We start from the raw sequence: 19,308 nt of genomic DNA on the forward strand, positions 1-19,308 counted from the left end.
CGGGAGACACCCATGAACCACCTTCAGGACAAGGTCATCGTCATCACCGGTGCCTCCTCCGGTATCGGCGCCGTCAGCGCCAAGGCTCTCGCCGCCCGCGGCGCCAAGATCGTCGCCACCGCCCGCAGCCAGGAGGACCTCGACCAGCTGGTCGCCGACATCAACAAGCCCGGCGGCACCGCCGTCGCCAAGCTCACCGATGTCGCCGACACCGCCGCCATGCAGGCACTGGCCGACTTCTCTGTCGAACGGTTCGGCCGGATCGACGTCCTGGTCAACAACGCCGGCCTGATGCTGTTCTCCTTCTGGAAGGACCTCGCGCTCGACGACTGGAACCGGATGATCGACGTGAACATCCGCGGCTACCTCAACGGCGTCCACGCCGTCCTTCCGGTCATGCTGCGCCAGAAGTCCGGCCACATCCTCAACGTGGACTCGGTCGCCGGCCACCAGGTCGGCGACGGCGCCGGTGTCTACAGCTCCACCAAGTTCTTCGTCCAGGCCATGACCGAGTCCATGCGCAAGGAGCTCGGCGTCCGCGAAGGCATCAAGGCCTCCACCATCAGCCCCGGCGTCATCGACACCGGCTGGGCCGACAAGGTCACCGACCCCGTCGGCCGCAAGGCGGCCCAGGAACTGAACGCCATCGCCGTCAGCCCGCAAAGCGTCGCCGACGCCGTCGTCCACGCCCTCGACCAGCCCGCCGACGTCACCGTCAACGACCTGATCATCTCCCCCACCCGCCAGAACTGGTAAGCGCCAGGCACTCCACGCCGCACAGAAGGAACCCCAGGCCCATGTCCGGTCTCGCCTCCCCGATCCCCCGCTTCCACCTCGCCGTCCCGGTCGACGACCTGGACGCCGCCCGCCGCTTCTACGGCGAGACGCTCGGCCTGGAGCAGGGCCGTAGCGCCGACACCTGGGTGGACTGGAACCTGCACGGCCACCAGTTCGTCGCCCACCTCGCCCCGGCCCGCACCGAACAGATACACAACCCGGTCGACGGCCACGACGTCCCCGTACCGCACTTCGGGCTGATCCTGACCATCGACGCCTTCCACCGGCTCGCCGACCGGCTGCGCGCCGCGGACACCGCATTCGTCATCGAGCCCTACGTGCGCTTCGCAGGCGAAACCGGCGAGCAGTGGACGATGTTCCTGCTCGACCCGGCAGGCAACGCCCTGGAGTTCAAGGCGTTCGCCGACGACTCCCAAGTGTTCGCCACGCCATGACGCCGGGACCCTGCGGCGCGCCCCGGCCATGAACTGGCAGATACCCCAGCTAATCAATGGGCTGGTGGCTCAACGACCGGGACAGGCATAGCACAGGTCCTCGACCAAGAGGCCACCGCTGCCACTGATCCACGTCTCAACCAACCCGGCGCAAGCGCGCCGCAACCTCAGACTGGAGACACAACATGTCGAAACCGACCTATGTCGCTGACCACATCGCAATCACCGAGGTGCTGGAAAAGTACAACCAGGGCGTCGCCAAGGCCGACAGCTCGATCATGAAGCCCGCGTTCGCCGAAGAGGCGACGATCTTCGGCGTGGAGAACGGCAAGCTCTCCGGCGGCGCGATCACGGCCCTCTACCAGGGGATCGACAGGGATTTCCACCCCTCGCCGGAAGGCCGCGCCGTGATCGCCTACATCAACGTGACCGGCACTGCAGCCAACGCACGTGTCGATACCAACGATGTCTCCGGCCTGTGCTTCACCGACTACTTCAACCTGTTGAAAGTCGATGGCACGTGGACCATTGTCAGCAAGATCTACCACACCAACGACGCGCCGAAATCGTAGCTGCGCACACGGCCGGGCGTAGATGACAGGCCAGCAGCACACCCGCCGCAGTTCCGTCAGAGCGTGAGCGAAACCGGCGAGCAGCGGACGATGTTCCTGCTCGACCCGGCCGGCAACGCCCTGGAGTTCAAGGAGTTCGCCGACGACTCCCAAGTGTTCGTCGCCTGACATCTTCTGTGGTCGGTGGAGGGCTTTCGGAGGGGCTGCCCGCCTATCCCATTGGGCAGCCCCCTGTTTCATAGGCGGTGACAGACGTTCTCGCCCCGACGATCAGCCCTCCAGCCAGGACAAGCACCCCGGCCACGACTCACACAAGGAACCTGACCAGGCAATTCAGAATGAAATGATCTCCTTGGGAGGGATAGATACGAGTCCCTCGAATTTGGACGATAATCAAATTTTGACAGAGGTCGAAGCTGCATGCCGACTGGCGGGCCCGGCGCACCCCCGCGCGTGGCCGACGGTCGCGGGAGGCGTCGATGGCGCGACTTACCCGCGCCCGACCAGCACACTTCCCTTTTTGTCTATATGAGACTTTAAAGTGCATACTGTTGCATTAAGCATGCTTCTTCTACGGTCGGAAGCGACAAGAACCCCACTGAACGACAGGGATGATCTTTCGTGTCCGCACACCTTTTTGACCCGCTCACGATCCGCGACGTCACCTTCCGGAACCGGATCGCCATGTCCCCGATGTGCATGCACTCCGCTGACGCCCAGGGGCGGGCCACCGACTTCCACACGGTGCATTACGGCGCGCGGGCACTGGGCGGTGCCGGCCTCGTGATGCTGGAGACGGCGGCGGTACTGCCCAACGGGCAGATCGGCCCGGGCGACCTCGGCATCTGGAGCGATGACCACGTCGCCGGCCTGTCGGGCATCGTCGAGGTGATCCACGGTTTCGGCGCCAGGGCCGGCGCCCAGATCGGCCATGCGGGGCGGCAGCTCGGCGTGGAGTCCGAGACCCCGGTGGCCCCCTCCCCCATTCCCTTCAGTGACGGTTCACGCGTTCCGCAGGAGCTTGGCGTCGGGGACATCAAGGAGGTCGTCGAGGCATTCCGGACTGCGGCGGCACGGGCGAAGGCCGCCGGATTCGACGTGCTCGAGGTGCACACGGCGCACGGCTTCCTGCTCAACGAGTTCCTCTCGCCCCTGGCCAACCACCGCACGGACGAGTACGGAGGCAGCCGGGAGAACCGCTACAGGATCGTGCGGGAGACCATCGACGCGGTGCGCGGCGAGTGGGACGGCCCGCTGTTCGTCCGCATCTCTTCGACCGACTACGCGGAAGGCGGGAACGCGCCGGAGGACTTCGTCACCTACGGCAGGTGGATGAAGGAGCAGGGCGTCGACCTGATCGACGCCTCATCCGGCGGCATCGCCCCGGTGAAGGTGCGGTCCTACCCGAACTACCAGGTGCCCGCCGCGGAACTGATTCGCAGGGAGGTGGGAATCAAGACCGGTGCTGTCGGCCTGATCGAGAGCGGCCGCCAGGCTGAGGAGATCCTGCAAAACGACCGCGCCGACATCGTGCTGGTCGGCCGGGAGATGCTGAAGGACCCCTTCTGGGCCCGGACCGCCGCGGACGAGCTGCGTGCCGCCATCGAGGTCCCGTTGCAGTACACCCGCTACGGGTCGGCCTGGCAGCGCTCGCAGCCCCCGCTGCCCGCCGCGCCGATGGACGCCACGGTCTCCTAACCGGTTCTGCCCTGGTCCCGCAACCAACCACCCCGGGACAAGGACACCGAACTCCTCGCGGCCGCCCGGTGCCGGGGCGGCCGCAGCGCTCCCGGCACCGGGCGGCGGACCAGCCCTGTGCCCGGAGGGGATGCCCATCCGGGCACGAGATACTCGACAAGGCAGCACGACTCGGAGGTGCCCCATGCCGCGGACGCGACCGTTTGACGACCTGCCAGGCTGCGCGATGGAAGCAACAGTCAAGATCATCGGCGGGAAGTGGAAAGGTGTGATCCTTTTCCATCTGCTTGAGGGGACCATGCGGTTCAACGAGCTGCATCGCCAGGTGCCCGGCATCGCTCCGCGCCTGCTGACCAAGCAACTGCGTGAGCTGGAGGAGGACGGTCTGGTGCAGCGAACTGTCTACCCGGTCGTCCCGCCCAAGGTGGAGTACACCTTGACCGAGGAGGCCCGCTCGATGGAGCCGCTGCTGATCGGACTCAGCAACTGGGGTGAGCAGTGGTTGGCCCGACGTGGCATCGTCCTGCCGGATCCCAAGGACGCGCAGGAGGAACCCTCCTCCGCCACGCCGTCGGCACCGTCCGAGGCTTAACCCGACTGCGTCGGGAGCCTTGAGGTTTCCCGGTGCGGGTACATGATCAGCAGGCAGGCTCGGGGCGGTCGATGAGTCCGCTCTCGCCCCGCCAGCGCGTCCAGATGCCTTCTGGTGGCCGCCGGGTACTGGATTCGCCGTCGTGGAGGACAAACTGGGTTCCCTGCCGGCCGAGGCGGCGGTCGGTCAGGCGGCGCTGGCTGCGGCCCGGTATTGCCGGCAGGTTCTGGGCGGGATCGGGTTCCACTGAACGCCCGCTGCGCCCCGGCTGGTGCAGCTGTGATTCACCAGGGCAGCGGACCGTTGGCGTCGAAGTAGCCGCCGGTCGGGCCGTCGGGACCGATCTGCGCCATGCGGACGATGATCTCGGCGCCCTGCTCGACGGTCTGCGTGCCGGTGTTGTCGTTGAGGTCCGTCTTGATGAAGCCGGGCTCGACGGAGTTGATCCGCATGTCAGGGAACGCCTTCGCGTACTGCACGGTGAGCATGTTGACCGCGGTCTTGGACGCCGGGTAGGCGACGCCCGGGTAGAAGTGCGTGGGATGCCCGGGGTCGGAGAGGTTTGTCAGCGAGGCGAGGCCGCCGGTGACGTTGACCACGACCGGTGCGGCCGAGCGCTGCAGCAGGGGCAGGAAGGCGTGGGTGACGCGGACGACGCCGAAGACGTTCGTCTCGAAGGTGTTCCGCATCTGGTCGGCGGTCACGGTCTCGGCGGTGGGCACACTGTGGGCGTCGGCCCTGCTCGCGATTCCGGCGTTGTTGATCAGTACGTCGAGGCCGCCGTCGGCCGCGATGGTCTTGGCCGCGGCCTCGACCGTGGCGTCGTCGGTGACGTCGAGGAGGACGAACCGTGCGCCCAGCTGCTCGGCGGCCCGGCGTCCGCGCTCGGCGTCGCGGGCACCCATATAGACGGTGTGACCTGCGGCGATGAGCTGGCGGGCGGTCTCGTGGCCGAGGCCCTTGTTGGCTCCGGTGATCAGTGTTGTCGTCATGCGTCCAGCCTCCGGCGCCGCGGCACGATCAGCCAGAAGACCCTTCTTCCTGGGACTGCGAGTACCAGGCACATGTGTGGCCGGCGGTGTTCACTGGGCGCATGACCGCGACGGAACTCGGACAGGCACTGCGGCGCTGGCGCGACCGGGCCGCCCCGCACGCGGCGGGCCTGCCCTCCGGTGGACACCGGCGCGCGGCCGGTCTGCGGCGCGAGGAGCTGGCCCTGCTGGCCGGGATCTCGGCCGACTACATCACGCGCCTCGAACAGGGCCGGGCGGCCAACCCCTCCGGGCAGGTCGTCGAGGCGCTGGCCCGTGCGCTGCGGCTGTCGGCAGACGAGCGGGCATACCTGTTCGGGCTGGCGGGGCTGACTCCGCCCGGTCCCGACATGGTGCCCGGGCACATCACGCCCAGCGTCCAGCGGCTGCTGGACCGGCTCGTCGACGCACCCGTCGCGGTCTCCGACGCGGCCATGACGCTGCTGCTGGCCAACTCGATGTACGCGGCGCTGATGGGCGACCCGTCCGGCCTGCGCGGCCCGGAACGCAACGACGCGTGGCGCACCTTCATGGGGGTGCCGACCCGGGTGCGGCATACGCCCGAGGAACGCAGCGCCTGCGAGGCCGGCATGGTCTCCCAGCTGCGGAGGACCGCCGCCCGCTATCCGGCGGACCGCCAACTTCGACGCCTGATCGCGGAGTTGCGTACCGACAGCGAGCGATTCGCCGAGCTGTGGGACGCGGGCGCTGTGGGACGGCTCGAAGCCTGGCACAAGACGATCGAGCATCCGCAAGTGGGACTGCTGACCCTGGACTGCGACCTGCTCCGGCTGGAGGAGAGCGGCCTGTACATCCTCGTCTACTCGGCCGAGCCGGGCACTAGGGCCGCCGAGAAGCTGGAGCTGATCTCGGTGGTCGGCATCCAGAACCTGGTCGAGTAGCGCCTGCTTGAGCTTCTTCTTCATCTCGTCGAGCTTCGCAAGGATCGGGTTTCCGCTGAGCGCGTTGCCGCGCCCGCTTTGGTGGATCAGCAACCAGCACCACTCCATAGCCATAGCCAAGGGCCGCATACCTCCCCCCGCACCACGTCTCCTTCGAGCTGTGCGGGATCGGCGAGTACATGCGTGGCTCCGGCCGCGTGATCCGGGGTGGCTTCCAGAAGATCTGGAGCCCGGGACGCACATGGCGGGCGGCGACACCTTCACCTACTTCCTCGGCCCGCCCGGCAACACGGTCGAGTACACGACGGAGTTGGAGCCTGGCACCCGCCCGTCTGCGATTTCTCGCAGCCCGAGGTCACTGACCAGTGGGGCACCGCGATCCCCATTCCGGGCGGCGGCGAACCTCTCCCGCGTCGTCGAGGAGACACGAAGGCGGGCGAAGCATGCGCGGGTGCTCCTGGTCGACTACCTCACGGTGATCGGCCCCGACACTCGATCCAGCCGCGAAACCCCCTTCGACGAAGCCACCTTGGGGGAGTTCCGCCGACTGGGCGACCAGGTCGCCGAAGTCTTCGCCCGCACGGCGCCCCGCACCGGCGCGGAACTCGTCACCGTGGGAAAGCGCAGTCGCGAGCACGCTCTCGGATCGGCCGAACCCTGGGTGACCGCACTCCCGGAACGCCTGCGCGGCTCCGCCCTTACGGGCGCGTTCCACCCCAACGGCGCCGGAATGCGCGCCGTGGCAGACGCGATTGCCGCGCACCTGAAATGACTGGGGCTTGCCTGACAGTCGCGGAAAAATGGGACGGCCCGATCACATCCACGACGGGTGTCGGTCGTTGTGCGGGTCTGGGTGGAAACCGGAACCCGTAGGTGGCGCATCCGGCAACTGCTGCACGCCCTCCTCACCCACCACGGCCAGGAGATCGCCCCTACCCGGTGCTCCACCGTCCAGTCTTCGTCGGCGGCGTGCTCGACTGTGCTGGTTGAGGGGCTGGGCGTGGTCAGGACCTGGTAGATCTCGCGGGCGATGTACCGCTTGAGACAGCGGATGATCTCCTTCTTGGAGAGGCACTGCGTGGTGCCGTGCTGTGCTTGGTGCGTTCGTCCCAGCGCAGTCGGCACAGGACGATGCGGTAGAGGGCCGAGTTGGCTCCTTGGTCGCCGCCCTGGTTGAGGCGGTGGCGCTGGGTGCGGCCGGAGGAGGCCGGCAGTGGCTCGAAGCCGCAGAGCATGGCGAAGGCGGCCTCTGAGCGCAGTCGCCCGGGGGTCTCACCGACCGTGACCAGCAGTTCCTGGGACGTCCGTGTTAACGCCATTCGGGGCGAGCAGGGCCGAAGCGATCTCGGTGACCAGCGGGGTGATGAGCTCATCGAGCTCCTCGCCGAGTCGCTGATGGCGGGGCAAGGGTCCGCAGTGCGAGCCTGGCCGCGACGACCGGCTCGCCGACCCGCTTCGCGTCCGGCCGTGAGGCGGCGCACGGAGCGATCAGCTGCCGGTCGCTCAGGTCCCGCAGAACGCCGCGTAGTTCCTCCGGCGCCGTGATGATGAGTGTCTTCATCTGCCTTGGCATGTCAGCGCGTTGGCGGATCGCGGTGCGGCGGGCAACGCAGGCTCCACAGGGCCTCCACCCGGCCGTCGCGCTGCTTGAGTATGCCGGTGCGGCGCTGGGCGAGGGCGGCGCGGGCCGCCGCTTCGGCGTCGACGGGGGCGGACTTGCCCTGGCAGCGGCGGGCCTTGCGGTCCGGGCGGCCGATCTCGACCACCGCGACGTCCTGCTCGCGCAGGTGGCGGGCGAGCCCGGCCTCGTAGGCGCCGGTGCCCTCCACTCCGACCAGCACCAGGGTGCCGAACGAGCGGAGCCACGCCAGGAGCTTGCGATAGCCGGCCGGGCGGGGCCGACAGATCCCGTTGAGGACCCAGGGTCAGTCAGGCGGTGGGTCGGACCCCGCCGGGAGACGCTCATGAACATCCTCACCGTCAGGCGGGATCGGGTATCCAGCTGCCGTGGAAGCCGAGCGGCACGCGCGTCGGCAGGTGCACGGTGGCGATCGGGGCGCCGGTGAAGTCCTGCCCGGAGAGGATCACCAGGTCGGTGGCACCCCGCTCGGGGTCGAAGACGTAGGCGAGGACGTAGCCGTCGTCCTCCGTCCGCGCGCTCTGCGCGGGCACGAAGTACGCCTCGCTGGTGTAGTGACCGGTGCCGAAGCCGCGGACCGTCGCGGTCTGCCGGTCGAGGTCGTGCTTGATCAGCGAGTCGCTGAACGCGTCGACGGGCAGGCCGTCCAGGGTGCCGGCCGGACCCATGTAGCGGATCAGGTCCAGGGTGACCGCGGAGTATCCATAGCGGTAGGCGCCGGTGACGACGGCCGGACTGACCACGGGGAACTCCTGCGGGTGGTCGTCGAGGCGCGTCTCGGTGACCTTCCCGGTGACCGTATCGATGACCCAGCGGTCGAGCGTGGGAAAACTGTTGCCCATCAGCTCGGCCCCCACGAACATCCGCGGGTAGCGCACGACGTCGACCACGACCGTCTCGCCCTGGTCGTAGGCGTTGAGGGTATGGAAGACCCAGCACGGATTGACATCGAACCAGCGCACCTCGGTGCCGCTGCGGGGCAGCAAGCCGATGCGGCCGCCGCGGGCCTCGTTCCAGTTCATCGGGAACGCGTTGCCGGAATCTGCGGCAGCCTGGCTGAAGGTGACCGGGAGGTCGTACAGCACGGCGTACCTCTGGGTCAGCGCGAAGTCGTGCATCAAGGGCGCGTGCGGAGCGGGGACGGCCACGCTGCGCACGACCTTGCCGAGGGGGGAGACGACCAGGTAGGTCAGCGTGTCGCCGCCGATGACGTAGGTAACGGCGTGCAGTTCTCCGGTGGCGGGGTCCAGCTTGGGGTGGGCGACGAAGCCGTCGCGCAGGGTCCCGTCGAAGTCGCAGGCTCCCACGGTGTCCAGGTCGTAGGCGAGTTCGTAGGGTCGGGAGCCGCCTTCGACCAAGGCGAAGGTGCGGTTGGCGTGGCCGATGACGTGGGTGTTGGGTCCGGCGTCCACGCGGCGCATTGAGGCGCCGGGGCGGGGCTGTTCGCCGAGTGCCTCGGCGACGCGCGCCGAGCGCACCCAGCGGTTGCGGTACCACTCGGCCTTGCCCTCGCGCAGTCGTACGCCGTGCACCATGCCGGTTCCGGTGAACAGGTGGAGCCGGGGCTCGTCGAGGTTCAGGGGGTTGGGGCCGTTGCGCAGGTAGCGGCCGTTGAGCTCGGCGGGGATGGTGCCGGTGACCGGGAGGTCGAAGGAGGTGACTTCCTCGGCGACAGGCGTATAGGCGCCCTGGAAGCCGTTCTTGGGGTTCATTGCGGTCCTCTCACGATGGCGTGTCGTCCGGCGCTGGCGAGCCGGGCTCCAGACAACAATCACAATACTCAAGAATATGAGTAATAGCGAAGCAGAGTAGAGTGTGAGCGTCGACACCCCGCCGACGCCCCACAGGGGCCCAACGGCGCAACACGGACAGGAGGCCGACGATCATGGCTCTGCGGCACGCGGTACTGGCCGCGCTACTGGACGGCGAGTCCAGCGGCTACGAACTGGCCAAGACGTTCGACGCGGGCATGGCCAACTTCTGGCACGCACTGCCCCAGCAGCTGTATCTGGAGCTGGCCAAACTGGAGAAGGACGGCCTGATCCAGGGGCGCGCCGTGATCCAGGAGACGCGCCCGACCAAGCGGCTCTTCTCGGTCACCAATGCCGGCCTCGCCGAGCTGGAACGGTTCGCCGAATCCAGCGCCAAGCCGGCCTTCATCCGCGACGATCTTCTGGTCAAGGTGCGGGCCGTGGACAGTGCGTCCGCGAAGGCCGTGATCGAACAGCTCGAAGAGCGGGCACTCATCGCCGCAGCCAAGATCGACCTCTTCGAGAGGTACATGGAACGCCAGCGCGGCGACGCCGATGAGCAGGCATTCCTGAACTCCGGCGACCGGATCGGGCCATACCTGACCTGTCTGCGCGGCCTCCGCTATGAGCAGGAGACGGCCGACTGGTGCCGACAGACCGCTCAAATCCTCCGCGAACGATGCGGGGCCAACGTCGGCACATGACCATGGTGCTGGCGCCCCCGGCGATAGCACGCCGTCGACCTCATTGAGACACCCTCCATTTCCTTCTTCGCCCGCCCGTGCAGCATGTCAAAAAAGTTATTAGACACATGCTTGAGTATCTAGAGGAGGTCATGGAGGCGTCCGCACGCTTCCGCGCCGCCGTCGAGACGGGCGAACACAACGCACTGGAAGATCTGTTCACCCAGGACATCCGCTTCTACTGCAGCCCGGTGAAGTTCACCCCTTTCAAGGGCAAGCCCAACGTGCTGGGTCTGTTCAACGTACTGCTGCGCACGCCTGGTTTGCTGGGCTGCCCTCGGCAGGCCTTCCGCGAGCAGGTCCCCGGACTGTTAGAGCGGTACCAGCGCCGCGTAACCCGCCTGGCCGGCCAACGCGGCTTCATGGCCAAGGAACGAGCAGAACGGATGCCTGCCTGTCGCGACGCCTTGCCGTCGTGATCTCCCGCTGTCCGACTGCGGATGCCGCGGCTGCCCCTGGCGCCGCGGCGCGTGCCAAGAAGCGGTCGTCATGCGGGGGAATGACCCGCGCGACGTGTCGGGTCGGCCGAGGAGCGCTGCGTCGGGCGCCCGGTCCGGGGTGTGGCTGCTGGCGGGTGTCGTGCTCGGCTCGGCGAGCTGCGGGCCGCAGTGACCGGGGCGGGTCCGCTGCCCCCCGGCAGCGGGACATCGACCGGCCTGTCCGGCACGTGGACCGGACTGCTCGGCACCCCGCCGCTGCTCACTTCGCCGTCATGTTGGTCGGCCGGACCGCACATCGCCACGGTCCACCCCGCGCCCTGGTCGTCTCGCTGGCCGTGCTGGCGGCCGGGCTGCTCATGCGCTCCCTGCCAGGTCTGTTCTTCCTGTTTGCGGGCACGGTGGTGGTCGCGGCCGCGATCGCGATCGCCTACGTGCTGCTGCCCTCCGTCATCAAAAGCACCGTGTCGTGCGCAACTGAACTACTCACTGCGGTTCAACAGCCGCCCCTGTCCTTCGCCTGGTTGCCGGGCAGGAACTCCTGCAGCTTCGCCTTGAAGCCCTGCTTGACCATGGACGCCCGGTCGGCGTCGCCCTTGAGGATCGAGGCGGCCGTGGCCTCCATCTGCTCCCAGGTGGCGTGCGGCGGGATCGGCGGCACCGCGGGATCGGTGACGAACTCGACGACCGCCGGGCCGTCCGCCGCCAGGGCCGCGCGCCAGCCCGCCTCGACGTCCTCGGGCTTCTCCACCCGGATGCCGGTCAGCCCCAGGGAACGCGCGAAGGCGGCGTACTGGACGTCCGGCAGCTCCTGCGAGGGCAGGAAGGACGGCTCCCCGCCCATCGCCCGCAGCTCCCACGTCACCTGGTTCAGGTCGTGGTTGTTCCAGACGCCGACCACCAGCCGCGGATCCTCCCAGCGGTCCTGGTACTTGGCCGCCGTGATCAGCTCCGCCATGCCGTTCATCTGCATCGCGCCGTCTCCGACCAGGGCGATCGCCGGACGGTCCGGGTGGGCGAACTTCGCGCCGATCGCGTACGGCACTCCGCAGCCCATCGTCGCCAGCGTGCCCGACAGCGAACCGCGCATGCCGTCCCGCATCGTGATGTGCCGGGCGTACCAGTTCGCGGTCGAACCGGAGTCCGACGAGATGATCGCGTCGGCCGGCAGCAGCGCGTCGAGGGCATGGGCCACCAGCTCCGGGTTGATGGGGTCGGCGGACAGCCGCGCCCGGCGCGCCGTCACCTCGCGCCAGCGCGCCACGCCGGCACACACCTCGTCGTACCACTCGCGACCGCGCTCCGGATCGATCAGCGGGATCAGCTGCTCCAGCGTCGCCTTCGCGTCCCCGATCAGGTTCACCTCGTACGGGTAGCGCATCCCGACCATGTGGGGGTCGATGTCGATCTGGACGGCCCGCGCCTTGCCGAAGTCCGGCAGGAACTGGGAGTACGGGAACGACGAGCCGATGGTCAGCAGCGTGTCGCAGTCGCGCATCAGCTCGTACGAGGGGCGGGTGCCCAGCAGGCCGATCGAGCCGGTGACGTACGGCAGTTCGTCGCTCAGCGCGTCCTTGCCGAGGAGTGCCTTGGCGACGCCCGCGCCGAGCAGCTCGGCGATCCGCGCGACCTCGGCGCGGGCCCCGGCGGCGCCCTGCCCGATGAGGATCGCGACCTTGTCCCCGGCGTTCAGGATCTCGGCGGCCCGCCCGACCGACTCCCCGGAGGGCACCGTCGTCCAGGAACCGCGATCCAGGCTGGAGGGGACCATCTTGAACTCGTGGGTGGGCGGTGAGTACTCCAGTTCCTGCACGTCACCGGGGATGATGACGGCCGTCGGCGCGCGGCGGGCGTACGCGGTGCGGATCGCCCGGTCGAGGACGTTCGGCAGCTGCTCGGGCACGGTCACCGTCTCGACGAAGTCCGAGGCCACGTCCTTGAACAGGGTGTGCAGGTCGACCTCCTGCTGGTACGAGCCGCCCATCGCGCTGCGGTGCGTCTGGCCGACGATCGCGACCACCGGCACATGGTCCAGTTTGGCGTCGTACAGGCCGTTGAGCAGGTGGATCGCGCCGGGGCCCGAGGTCGCCGCGCACACGCCGAGCCGGCCGGAGAACTTCGCGTAGCCGACCGCCTGGAAGGCGGACATCTCCTCGTGCCGCGACTGGATGAACCGGGGCCGGTCCTCGGCCCGCCCCCAGGCCGCGAGCAGCCCGTTGATGCCGTCGCCCGGGTAGCCGAATACCTGTTCGACTCCCCAATCGCTCAGCCTGCGCAAGATGTGATCGGCGACCGTGGTGCTCATACTGGAACCTCCCGGAGTGTGATCTCCCGAGCGAGTCACCCTCCGGCGGAATGAAAAACTTCGAATGTGTTTGCTCGGCATGATCCGGGGCAGGCGCATAACAGTGCTTCGGACAGGAGGCACGTCCGTGGAAGAGGCGATTCCCCTCACGGGTGTGTCATTCCTGTCACGTCCGCGCCTCCCACGGTGACCGTCCACCCCAGAAGCATCATCCAGGGAGTTGCGACGCACCATGCGTACCCAGGCGAAGCACCACCCCCACGACGACGCCCCCGACACGGCGGAAGCCTTCCGGACCCTTGCCGCGCTTCCTCCCGGTCAGCAGCGGGACACGCTGCGCGACCAGATCATCGAGGCGTGGCTCCCCATGGCCGAACGGCTCGCGGGACGTTTCCGCAGCCGCGGCGAGAGCTACGAGGACCTCCGGCAGGTCGCGTCGCTCGGCCTGGTCAAGGCCGTCGACCGCTACGACCCCGAACTCGGGAACGCCTTCGAGAGCTATGCCGTACCCACCATCACCGGTGAGATCAAGCGGCACTTCCGGGACCACATGTGGACCCTGCACGTGCCGCGCCGGGTCCAGGACCTGCGCAACCGCGTGCGGTTCGCGACCCAGGACCTGTCCCAGACGATCTCCGGACGACGGCCCACCGTCGCCGAGATCGCCCAGCACGCGAACATGAGCGAGGAGGACGTCCAGGTCGGACTCGAAGCCCTGGAGAGCTTCACGGCGCTGTCGCTGGACGCGGAGCTGCCGGGGAGCGAGGACGGCTACTCCCTCAGTGACGCGCTGGGGGCCGCCGACCCGGCGCTGGACACCGTGGTGGACAGGGAGGCCGTGAAGCCGCGCCTGGCCGCGCTGCCGGAGCGGGAGCGGGCCATCCTGTACATGCGGTTCTTCGGGGACATGACGCAGAGCCGGATCGCCGAACAGCTGGGGATCTCGCAGATGCATGTGTCCCGGTTGATCAGCCGGTGCTGCGACCGGCTGCGCGACCAGGTGATGCATGACATCGCCTGACGCGGCGGGACGTGGTGGCGTGCCTGGGCGGTCGGCCGATTCGCGGCCGGCCGCCCACGCGGTGCGCCCACGCGGAGCGTGCGGCGCGGCGGGGGATCGGCAGGGCGGTGGAGCGGCCAGGGGCGGCCGTGGTGGAGCGGCCCTGCCCGGGTGACGTTCCCGGCCGCGCGGGCGCGGCCGGCTCCCCGCCGGGGCGGGGCTGCGACACACGGAGTCGGCGCACGGTGGCCCACCCGGCCGGACCCCGGTGGAGCGCACCGTCACCCACTCGGCGGCCCGTGTCCCGCGAATGGTGCCCGGCCGCGCGCGCCGCGCCGGGCCCGGCGCTCTGATGGAGCGGGGCACGGCGCTCGTGCCCCGTCCGCCGGAGCCGGCCGAAGGAGCCCCGCCCATGCGCCGCAGAGCCCGCGTCCTGTCCGCCACCGCCCTGATCAGTGCCGTCCTGGGCCTCGCCGCCCCGCCCTCCTTCGCGGATCCGGCGGCCGAGGTGAACCCGCACTCCGTCGAACCGGGCGGCACGCTCACGTTCTCCGTCTCCTGCGACCCGACCGGCGGCCCCGCCCCCGAGACCATCGACGCCAGCTCCCAGGCCTTCGAACAGGGCACCGTCACGCTGCAGCGCCTCCCCGGCAACGACGACTCCGCGGGCGGCCCCTCCTACCAGGGCACCGCCAAGATCGCGCCGGCCGCGGACTTCGAGACCGGTGCCGACGCGGCGAACTCCGCCACCGAGTGGGGTGTGGACGGCCTCTGCCCGGCGGCCCCGGGCGGCGAGGGCAGGCAGTGGAGCGCCACCTTCGACGTCGCCCCGGCCGGCGACGCCCCGCTGTACGACATCGAGCGGTACCCCAGCCATCCGCCGACGCACCAGCCGACGAAGGACCCGACACATCTGCCGTCCCACCGGCCCACCCACCCCACCGGCCACCCGACCGCCCCCGTCCAGCGGGGTGTCCACGCGGGCGGCGGCGGTGCCTTCACCGACTCAGTCCCGGCCATGGTCGCGGGAGGCATCCTCGTCGTGGGGGCGCTGGGGGCGGCCGCGCACCGACTGCGCCGCCGGGAGCGGGGGGCGCCGCCGCTGTGACCGGCGCAACAAATGCGGGCGCCCTTGGGGCGCGCGTGCCTGGGTACTGACACGCCGAGGGCGCGTACGGCGCCGCCCTCGACACGACGACGAGCACGTGCGGCACGACGCACCACGACTGCGCGGAGGCACCCATGCGGGGGACGGATCCGGAAGGGCACGGCCCGGTCCGCTACGGCCCGCCCCTTCCCGCCCAGGGCCTGCCCGTGCTGCCCGAACTGGCCGCCGTGCTCTGCGCCGCCGCGAGCCGCCCCCACGCCGTACCGCCCGGTGGCGATCCGGCCCTCCTGGACGCCGCCTGCGGCTACTGGGACCGCCGTGGACTGCGCACCACACCGGACAGGGCCGCCGCCGCCCCCGGGGCCCCCGCCCTGCTCCTCGCGCTGACCGCCGCGATCGGCGGGGACGTCCTGCTCCCCCGCCCGTGCGCCGCCTGGTGGGAGCCGCAGGCGCGGGCGCTGGGCAGGTCCGTCTTCCCGGTGGCCACGCCGGCCGAGTGCGGAGGCGTGCCGGACCCGTACGCGCTGCTGGAGACCGTGCGCAGGATCCGGGCCGAGGGCGGCGACCCCCGGCTGCTCGTGCTGTGCGTCGCCGACGACCCGACCGCCACCGTGGCTCCGCCCGAGATGGTGCACGAGGCCATGGAGGCGGCGGTGGGGGAGGGGCTGCACCTGGTCAGCGACGAGACCTGGCGCGACACCGTGCACGATCCGCACGACACGGTGCTGCTCAGCCCCGCCGAGATGCTGCCCGACCGGGTCACCGTCGTCACCGACCTCGCCGGACCCTTCCTCCCGCCGGGCTGGCCGGCCGCGATCGCCCGGTTCCCCGCGGACGGGGACGGCGGGGGGCTGCGCGACCGGGTCCTGGACGTGCTCACCGCGATGGGCGCCCGGGTCGCCACCCCGGTCGCCGCGGCCGCCGCGTACGCCCTCGACGAGCCGGACCCCGTCACCGAACGGCTCGCCGCCGCCGTACGCCTGCACGCGCGCCTCGCCACCGCAGCGCACCGGGCCGTGGTGGCCGCCGGCGCGCTCGCCCTGCCACCGCGCGCCGGACGGCATCTGTACGCCGACCTCGCCCCCCTGCGCTCGTCGCTCGCCGCGCACGGGGTCGGTGACGCCCAGGAGGCGGAGGACTTCCTCGGCGCCCGGCTCGGGATGCCCGCGCCCGGCGGCCACCGGTTCGGGGACGACCTCGGGGAACTGCGCGTCCGGCTGTCCACCGCCGCGTTCCTCGGCGCCACGGACGCGGAGCGCGCGCAGGTCCTCGACACGGACGACCCGCTGGAACTACCGCACGTGGAACGCGCGTTGACGCTCTTCGGAGCGGCTTTCGAGGGTCTGCGATGACGAGGACCCGGGGGCGTCCGCGCTCCGGAGGCCGGCCATCGAGGACCTTGCCCCACGACCCCTGACGACGACGGTCCCGGCGATGCCGACCGCCTCGGCGACGTGGGCGACCACGGCGGCCCGTGCCCCCGGCGTCGCCGGCGGCCACCGCGATGCCGGCACCCCGGCCCCGCATCGCCCTTCGACGACCTCCACCCACGCCTAGCGACCTTCAGCGACGACGATTCTTCGTGACGACGCTCAGCGACGGGAGCATCCTCGATGACGCAGCGGTCCGAGTCGACCACCTCCGCCACGACCTCCTCCTCCGCCTCCGCCTCCTCCACGACCTTCACGACCACCGCCGAGGACACCGGTGGTCCGGGGTCCAGGGCCCTTTTCGAGCGGACCTTCACCCACCCCCTCACGCCGAACCCCCTCGCGCCGCACCCTTTGGCACCCCCGCCGCTCGCCGAGCCCCGCCCGCTCGGTGAGCGGCGACGCTGGCCCCGTTCCTTCGCCGACCGGCTGACCACGCCCCTGCCCGGCCTGAAGGCCCTCGCCCGGTTCGCCCGCGAGGGCTCGGTCCGGCCGGGGCCCGAGGGGCTCGCGGACATCCCGCGACTGCCGTACCGGCCCGGCCCGTTGCCCCGAGTGGACGCGCGTACCGTCGCCGTCTCCTGGGCGGGGCACGCGAGTTGGGTGGTGCGGATCGGCGGGCTCACCGTCCTCACCGACCCCGTCTGGTCCCGTCGCATTCTTGGCACCCCGGCCCGGATCACCCCCGTCGGCCTCGGCTGGGACGCGCTGCCCCGGGTGGACGCGGTCGTCATCAGCCACAACCACTACGACCACCTCGACGCCCCCACCCTGGCGCGACTTCCGCGCGACACACCGGTCTTCGTGCCCGCCGGGCTCGGCCGCTGGTTCCGGCGGCGCGGGTTCGGCCGGGTCACCGAGCTGGACTGGTGGGAGGCGGCCGAACTCGACGGCGTCCGCTTCGACTTCGTACCGGCCCACCACTGGTCCAAGCGCACCCTCACCGACACCTGCCGCTCGCTGTGGGGCGGCTGGGTCCTCACCGCGCCGGACGGCAGGCGCCTCTACTTCGCCGGCGACACCGGTTACGGCCACTGGTTCTCCCTCATCGGCCGTCGCCATCCCGGCATCGACCTCGCCCTGCTGCCGATCGGCGCCTACGACCCCCGCTGGTGGCTCAGCGACGTCCACTGCGACCCGGAGGAGGCGGTCCGCGCCTTCCAGGACCTCGGCGCCCGTCGCATGGCCCCCATGCACTGGGCGACCTTCGTCCTGTCGGCGGAACCGGTCCTGGAACCCCTCACGCGGGTGCGGGCGGCATGGCGGGCGGCGGGCCTGCCCCGGGAGGACCTGTGGGACCTGCCGATCGGAGCCTCCCGGGTGCTCGGCTGACCCGGCCGGGGCACCCCCGCGCTCCCGGAGGGGCGAGACCCCCTCCGGGAGCGCGGGAAAGCGAGGTCCTCAGCGGACCAGCCGCCGCCACACTCCCGGCACCACGCTGAGCAGCAGGGTCAGCACGACCGCCGCCAGCACCCCTTCCCACGGCTCCTTGAACAGCGACCCACCCAGAACGCCGATCAACTGGTAGGTCACGGCCCACGCCAGGCACGCCGGCAGGTTCCCCCGCGCGAACCGCCGCAGCGGCATCTTCGCCAGCAGACAGGCCAGCATCACCGGGATGCGCCCGGCCGGCATCAGCCGGGACAGCACCAGCACGGCCACCCCGTGGTCGTCGAGCTGCGCCTGCGCCTGCGTCAGCCGGTCCTCGGGCGCCCGGCGGCGGATCGCCTCCAGCCAGCGCGAGCCGTTCTTGGAGCCCATCCCGCGCCGCCCCAGCCAGTACAGCGCGATGTCCCCGAGGAACGCGGCGACCGACGCGACCACGAACACCAGCAGCATGGAGAAGGGAGCCGACTGATGGAACGCCACCACCGCCGCCGAACTGACCAGCGCCCCCGTCGGCACCACCGGCACCAGCGCCCCGACCAGCACCAGCAGGAACAGCATCGGGTAGCCGATCGCCTGCTGGGTGGAGGCGTACGGCACGGGGGTGCTCACGGCGGCCAGCAAGATCACCGTGTCTCCTCCACGCGCCGTGCGGCCTGCGTCGGCCGGAGTCTCATCGCGCCACCCCCGGTCGAACGCTTTCCCCGTGTTCCAGCCGGTGCACCTCCACACCGGGAGCGCGTGCCGCGGCAAGGCGGACGAACTCCTCACCGGGGGCATGGAATTCATGGGGGCGCACGGCGTCCAGCCCGATCGGCCAGTACGTGCCGTAGTGCACGGGAACCGCGCTCCGGGGCGCGAGCAGCGCAAGCGCCTCCGCCGCGCGCCCCGCGTCCAGATGGCCCTCGCCGAGATGGGGTCCCCAGCCGCCGACCGGCAGCAGCGCCACGTCGACCGGCCCGACCTCCTCGGCCATCTCCCGGAACAGCCCGGTGTCCCCGGCGAAGTACGTCCGCGCGTCGCCCTCGATGACGAAGCCGAGCGCCGGCGAGCGGTGCGGACCGACCGGCAGCCGCCGTCCGTCGTGTCGGGCGGGCACGGCACGGACGACCAGGTCACGAATGCTCAGCTCGTCCCCGGCCGTCACCTCGCTGAGGCGCAGATGCGCCAGCCTGCGCAGCCCCGGAACCTGGCGCGACGCGCCCTTCGGGAGCACCAGCCGTGTCCCCGGGGCGAGTCGGGCCAGTGAGGGAACGTGCAGATGGTCGGCGTGCAGATGTGACACCAGCGCGACGTCCGCGACCGCCGCCTCCGCCGGGGGAGGCGCACCCCGGCGCCTTCGCAGATGCGCGAGCCAGCGCGCGAACAGGGGGTCGGTCAGCACTCTCGTGCCCGAGTCCTCCACGGTGCAGGTCGCATGGCCCCACCAGGTGATCTCCACCGGCACTCCGTTCGCCTCCTTCGCGCTACTCCCCCGAGCCT

General features: G+C 70.4%; 18 protein-coding genes and 3 pseudogenes. 14 read left to right on the forward strand and 7 right to left on the reverse strand.

Going from position 1 to position 19,308, the window contains the following annotated elements; all coding sequences use genetic code 11:
• Positions 1 to 12 precede the first annotated feature (12 nt).
• The 6 genes and pseudogenes from STRBO_RS0112635 to STRBO_RS40070 all read left to right on the forward strand — a co-directional run bounded on the left by STRBO_RS0112635 (position 13) and on the right by STRBO_RS40070 (position 4,094).
• Positions 13 to 756 (forward strand): SDR family oxidoreductase, encoded by a 744-nt coding sequence (locus STRBO_RS0112635; protein ID WP_005482421.1) that lies wholly within the window; start codon positions 13 to 15, stop codon positions 754 to 756.
• 41 nt (positions 757 to 797) lie between these two features.
• Positions 798 to 1,232 carry a VOC family protein gene (locus STRBO_RS0112640; RefSeq protein WP_005482422.1) on the forward strand — a complete coding sequence of 145 codons (435 nt, stop codon included), beginning with the start codon at positions 798 to 800 and terminating at the stop codon, positions 1,230 to 1,232.
• 185 nt (positions 1,233 to 1,417) lie between these two features.
• A complete protein-coding gene (locus tag STRBO_RS0112645; RefSeq protein ID WP_005482424.1) occupies positions 1,418 to 1,804 on the forward strand; it encodes a nuclear transport factor 2 family protein in 387 nt (128 codons plus the stop codon).
• A gap of 69 nt (positions 1,805 to 1,873) precedes the next feature.
• Positions 1,874 to 1,972, forward strand: a pseudogene (locus STRBO_RS0112650) (dioxygenase); the annotation flags it as partial.
• 453 nt (positions 1,973 to 2,425) lie between these two features.
• A complete protein-coding gene (gene namA, locus STRBO_RS0112655) occupies positions 2,426 to 3,502 on the forward strand; it encodes an NADPH dehydrogenase NamA (RefSeq protein ID WP_005482426.1) in 1,077 nt (358 codons plus the stop codon).
• A 226-nt stretch (positions 3,503 to 3,728) separates the two neighbouring features.
• Positions 3,729 to 4,094 (forward strand): winged helix-turn-helix transcriptional regulator, encoded by a 366-nt coding sequence (locus STRBO_RS40070; protein ID WP_005482427.1) that lies wholly within the window; start codon positions 3,729 to 3,731, stop codon positions 4,092 to 4,094.
• Between the two features lie 284 nt (positions 4,095 to 4,378).
• Here STRBO_RS40070 and STRBO_RS0112670 read toward each other — a convergent pair whose 3' ends face one another.
• On the reverse strand, positions 4,379 to 5,086 hold the full coding sequence (locus STRBO_RS0112670; protein ID WP_005482429.1) for an SDR family oxidoreductase: 708 nt from the start codon (positions 5,084 to 5,086) through the stop codon (positions 4,379 to 4,381).
• A 101-nt stretch (positions 5,087 to 5,187) separates the two neighbouring features.
• On the opposite strand from STRBO_RS0112670, the gene STRBO_RS0112675 reads away from it, so the two are divergent.
• Both STRBO_RS0112675 and STRBO_RS41570 read left to right on the forward strand, forming a co-directional pair.
• Positions 5,188 to 6,027, forward strand: coding sequence for a helix-turn-helix transcriptional regulator (locus tag STRBO_RS0112675; protein ID WP_005482431.1), 840 nt, complete (start codon positions 5,188 to 5,190; stop codon positions 6,025 to 6,027).
• Positions 6,028 to 6,112: 85 nt separating this feature from the next.
• Positions 6,113 to 6,414, forward strand: a pseudogene (locus STRBO_RS41570) (VOC family protein); the annotation flags it as partial.
• A gap of 748 nt (positions 6,415 to 7,162) precedes the next feature.
• On the opposite strand, the pseudogene STRBO_RS45895 reads toward STRBO_RS41570, so the two are convergent.
• From STRBO_RS45895 to STRBO_RS0112695, 3 genes and pseudogenes are all read right to left on the reverse strand, one after another.
• A pseudogene (locus STRBO_RS45895) lies at positions 7,163 to 7,292 on the reverse strand (transposase); the annotation flags it as partial.
• A 309-nt stretch (positions 7,293 to 7,601) separates the two neighbouring features.
• Complete coding sequence (locus tag STRBO_RS40895) at positions 7,602 to 7,934, reverse strand: IS110 family transposase (protein ID WP_381237547.1); 333 nt, start codon at positions 7,932 to 7,934, stop codon at positions 7,602 to 7,604.
• Positions 7,935 to 8,007: 73 nt separating this feature from the next.
• Positions 8,008 to 9,378 carry a carotenoid oxygenase family protein gene (locus STRBO_RS0112695; RefSeq protein WP_005482441.1) on the reverse strand — a complete coding sequence of 457 codons (1,371 nt, stop codon included), beginning with the start codon at positions 9,376 to 9,378 and terminating at the stop codon, positions 8,008 to 8,010.
• Positions 9,379 to 9,551: 173 nt separating this feature from the next.
• Between STRBO_RS0112695 and STRBO_RS0112700 the strand changes: the two genes are divergently transcribed.
• Together STRBO_RS0112700 and STRBO_RS0112705 are read left to right on the forward strand one after the other, a co-directional pair.
• Complete coding sequence (locus tag STRBO_RS0112700; RefSeq protein WP_005482443.1) at positions 9,552 to 10,121, forward strand: PadR family transcriptional regulator; 570 nt, start codon at positions 9,552 to 9,554, stop codon at positions 10,119 to 10,121.
• Between the two features lie 131 nt (positions 10,122 to 10,252).
• Positions 10,253 to 10,579: a hypothetical protein gene (locus STRBO_RS0112705; protein ID WP_020114273.1), complete on the forward strand. Its 327-nt coding sequence runs from the start codon at positions 10,253 to 10,255 to the stop codon at positions 10,577 to 10,579.
• A 514-nt stretch (positions 10,580 to 11,093) separates the two neighbouring features.
• On the opposite strand, the gene STRBO_RS0112710 is transcribed toward STRBO_RS0112705, so the two are convergent.
• Positions 11,094 to 12,902, reverse strand: a complete 1,809-nt coding sequence (locus STRBO_RS0112710) for a thiamine pyrophosphate-requiring protein (RefSeq protein ID WP_005482446.1) — start codon at positions 12,900 to 12,902, stop codon at positions 11,094 to 11,096.
• Positions 12,903 to 13,134: 232 nt separating this feature from the next.
• On the opposite strand from STRBO_RS0112710, the gene STRBO_RS0112715 reads away from it, so the two are divergent.
• The 4 genes from STRBO_RS0112715 (at position 13,135) to STRBO_RS0112730 (ending at position 17,772) form a co-directional block, all read left to right on the forward strand.
• On the forward strand, positions 13,135 to 13,923 hold the full coding sequence (locus STRBO_RS0112715) for an RNA polymerase sigma factor SigF (RefSeq protein WP_005482447.1): 789 nt from the start codon (positions 13,135 to 13,137) through the stop codon (positions 13,921 to 13,923).
• Positions 13,924 to 14,314: 391 nt separating this feature from the next.
• Positions 14,315 to 15,010, forward strand: coding sequence for a hypothetical protein (locus STRBO_RS0112720; RefSeq protein WP_028796621.1), 696 nt, complete (start codon positions 14,315 to 14,317; stop codon positions 15,008 to 15,010).
• Positions 15,011 to 15,144: 134 nt separating this feature from the next.
• The gene (locus STRBO_RS0112725) at positions 15,145 to 16,362 is read left to right on the forward strand and encodes an aminotransferase class I/II-fold pyridoxal phosphate-dependent enzyme (protein WP_005482450.1); all 1,218 of its coding nucleotides are present in this window, start codon (positions 15,145 to 15,147) and stop codon (positions 16,360 to 16,362) included.
• 261 nt (positions 16,363 to 16,623) lie between these two features.
• On the forward strand, positions 16,624 to 17,772 hold the full coding sequence (locus STRBO_RS0112730; RefSeq protein ID WP_005482452.1) for an MBL fold metallo-hydrolase: 1,149 nt from the start codon (positions 16,624 to 16,626) through the stop codon (positions 17,770 to 17,772).
• Positions 17,773 to 17,841: 69 nt separating this feature from the next.
• Here the strand turns inward: STRBO_RS0112730 and STRBO_RS0112735 are convergent, their stop codons facing one another.
• Together STRBO_RS0112735 and STRBO_RS0112740 are read right to left on the reverse strand one after the other, a co-directional pair.
• Positions 17,842 to 18,456, reverse strand: a complete 615-nt coding sequence (locus STRBO_RS0112735) for a DedA family protein (protein ID WP_005482453.1) — start codon at positions 18,454 to 18,456, stop codon at positions 17,842 to 17,844.
• A 43-nt stretch (positions 18,457 to 18,499) separates the two neighbouring features.
• A complete protein-coding gene (locus STRBO_RS0112740) occupies positions 18,500 to 19,273 on the reverse strand; it encodes an MBL fold metallo-hydrolase (RefSeq protein WP_005482454.1) in 774 nt (257 codons plus the stop codon).
• Between the last annotated feature and the right edge of the window lie 35 nt (positions 19,274 to 19,308).

The organism is Streptomyces bottropensis ATCC 25435 (assembly GCF_000383595.1).
Lineage (GTDB): Bacteria > Actinomycetota > Actinomycetes > Streptomycetales > Streptomycetaceae > Streptomyces > Streptomyces bottropensis.

Excerpts from the sequence above, each read along its gene's own strand:
- STRBO_RS0112635 (WP_005482421.1), top strand. The coding sequence starts at position 13 with ATGAACCACCTTCAGGACAAGGTCATCGTCATCACCGGTGCCTCCTCC.
- STRBO_RS0112640 (WP_005482422.1), top strand. The coding sequence starts at position 798 with ATGTCCGGTCTCGCCTCCCCGATCCCCCGCTTCCACCTCGCCGTCCCG.
- STRBO_RS0112645 (WP_005482424.1), top strand. The coding sequence starts at position 1,418 with ATGTCGAAACCGACCTATGTCGCTGACCACATCGCAATCACCGAGGTG.
- STRBO_RS40070 (WP_005482427.1), top strand. The coding sequence starts at position 3,729 with ATGGAAGCAACAGTCAAGATCATCGGCGGGAAGTGGAAAGGTGTGATC.
- STRBO_RS0112670 (WP_005482429.1), bottom strand. The coding sequence starts at position 5,086 with ATGACGACAACACTGATCACCGGAGCCAACAAGGGCCTCGGCCACGAG.
- STRBO_RS0112675 (WP_005482431.1), top strand. The coding sequence starts at position 5,188 with ATGACCGCGACGGAACTCGGACAGGCACTGCGGCGCTGGCGCGACCGG.
- STRBO_RS0112695 (WP_005482441.1), bottom strand. The coding sequence starts at position 9,378 with ATGAACCCCAAGAACGGCTTCCAGGGCGCCTATACGCCTGTCGCCGAG.
- STRBO_RS0112700 (WP_005482443.1), top strand. The coding sequence starts at position 9,552 with ATGGCTCTGCGGCACGCGGTACTGGCCGCGCTACTGGACGGCGAGTCC.
- STRBO_RS0112705 (WP_020114273.1), top strand. The coding sequence starts at position 10,253 with ATGGAGGCGTCCGCACGCTTCCGCGCCGCCGTCGAGACGGGCGAACAC.
- STRBO_RS0112710 (WP_005482446.1), bottom strand. The coding sequence starts at position 12,902 with ATGAGCACCACGGTCGCCGATCACATCTTGCGCAGGCTGAGCGATTGG.
- STRBO_RS0112715 (WP_005482447.1), top strand. The coding sequence starts at position 13,135 with ATGCGTACCCAGGCGAAGCACCACCCCCACGACGACGCCCCCGACACG.
- STRBO_RS0112720 (WP_028796621.1), top strand. The coding sequence starts at position 14,315 with ATGCGCCGCAGAGCCCGCGTCCTGTCCGCCACCGCCCTGATCAGTGCC.
- STRBO_RS0112725 (WP_005482450.1), top strand. The coding sequence starts at position 15,145 with ATGCGGGGGACGGATCCGGAAGGGCACGGCCCGGTCCGCTACGGCCCG.
- STRBO_RS0112730 (WP_005482452.1), top strand. The coding sequence starts at position 16,624 with ATGACGCAGCGGTCCGAGTCGACCACCTCCGCCACGACCTCCTCCTCC.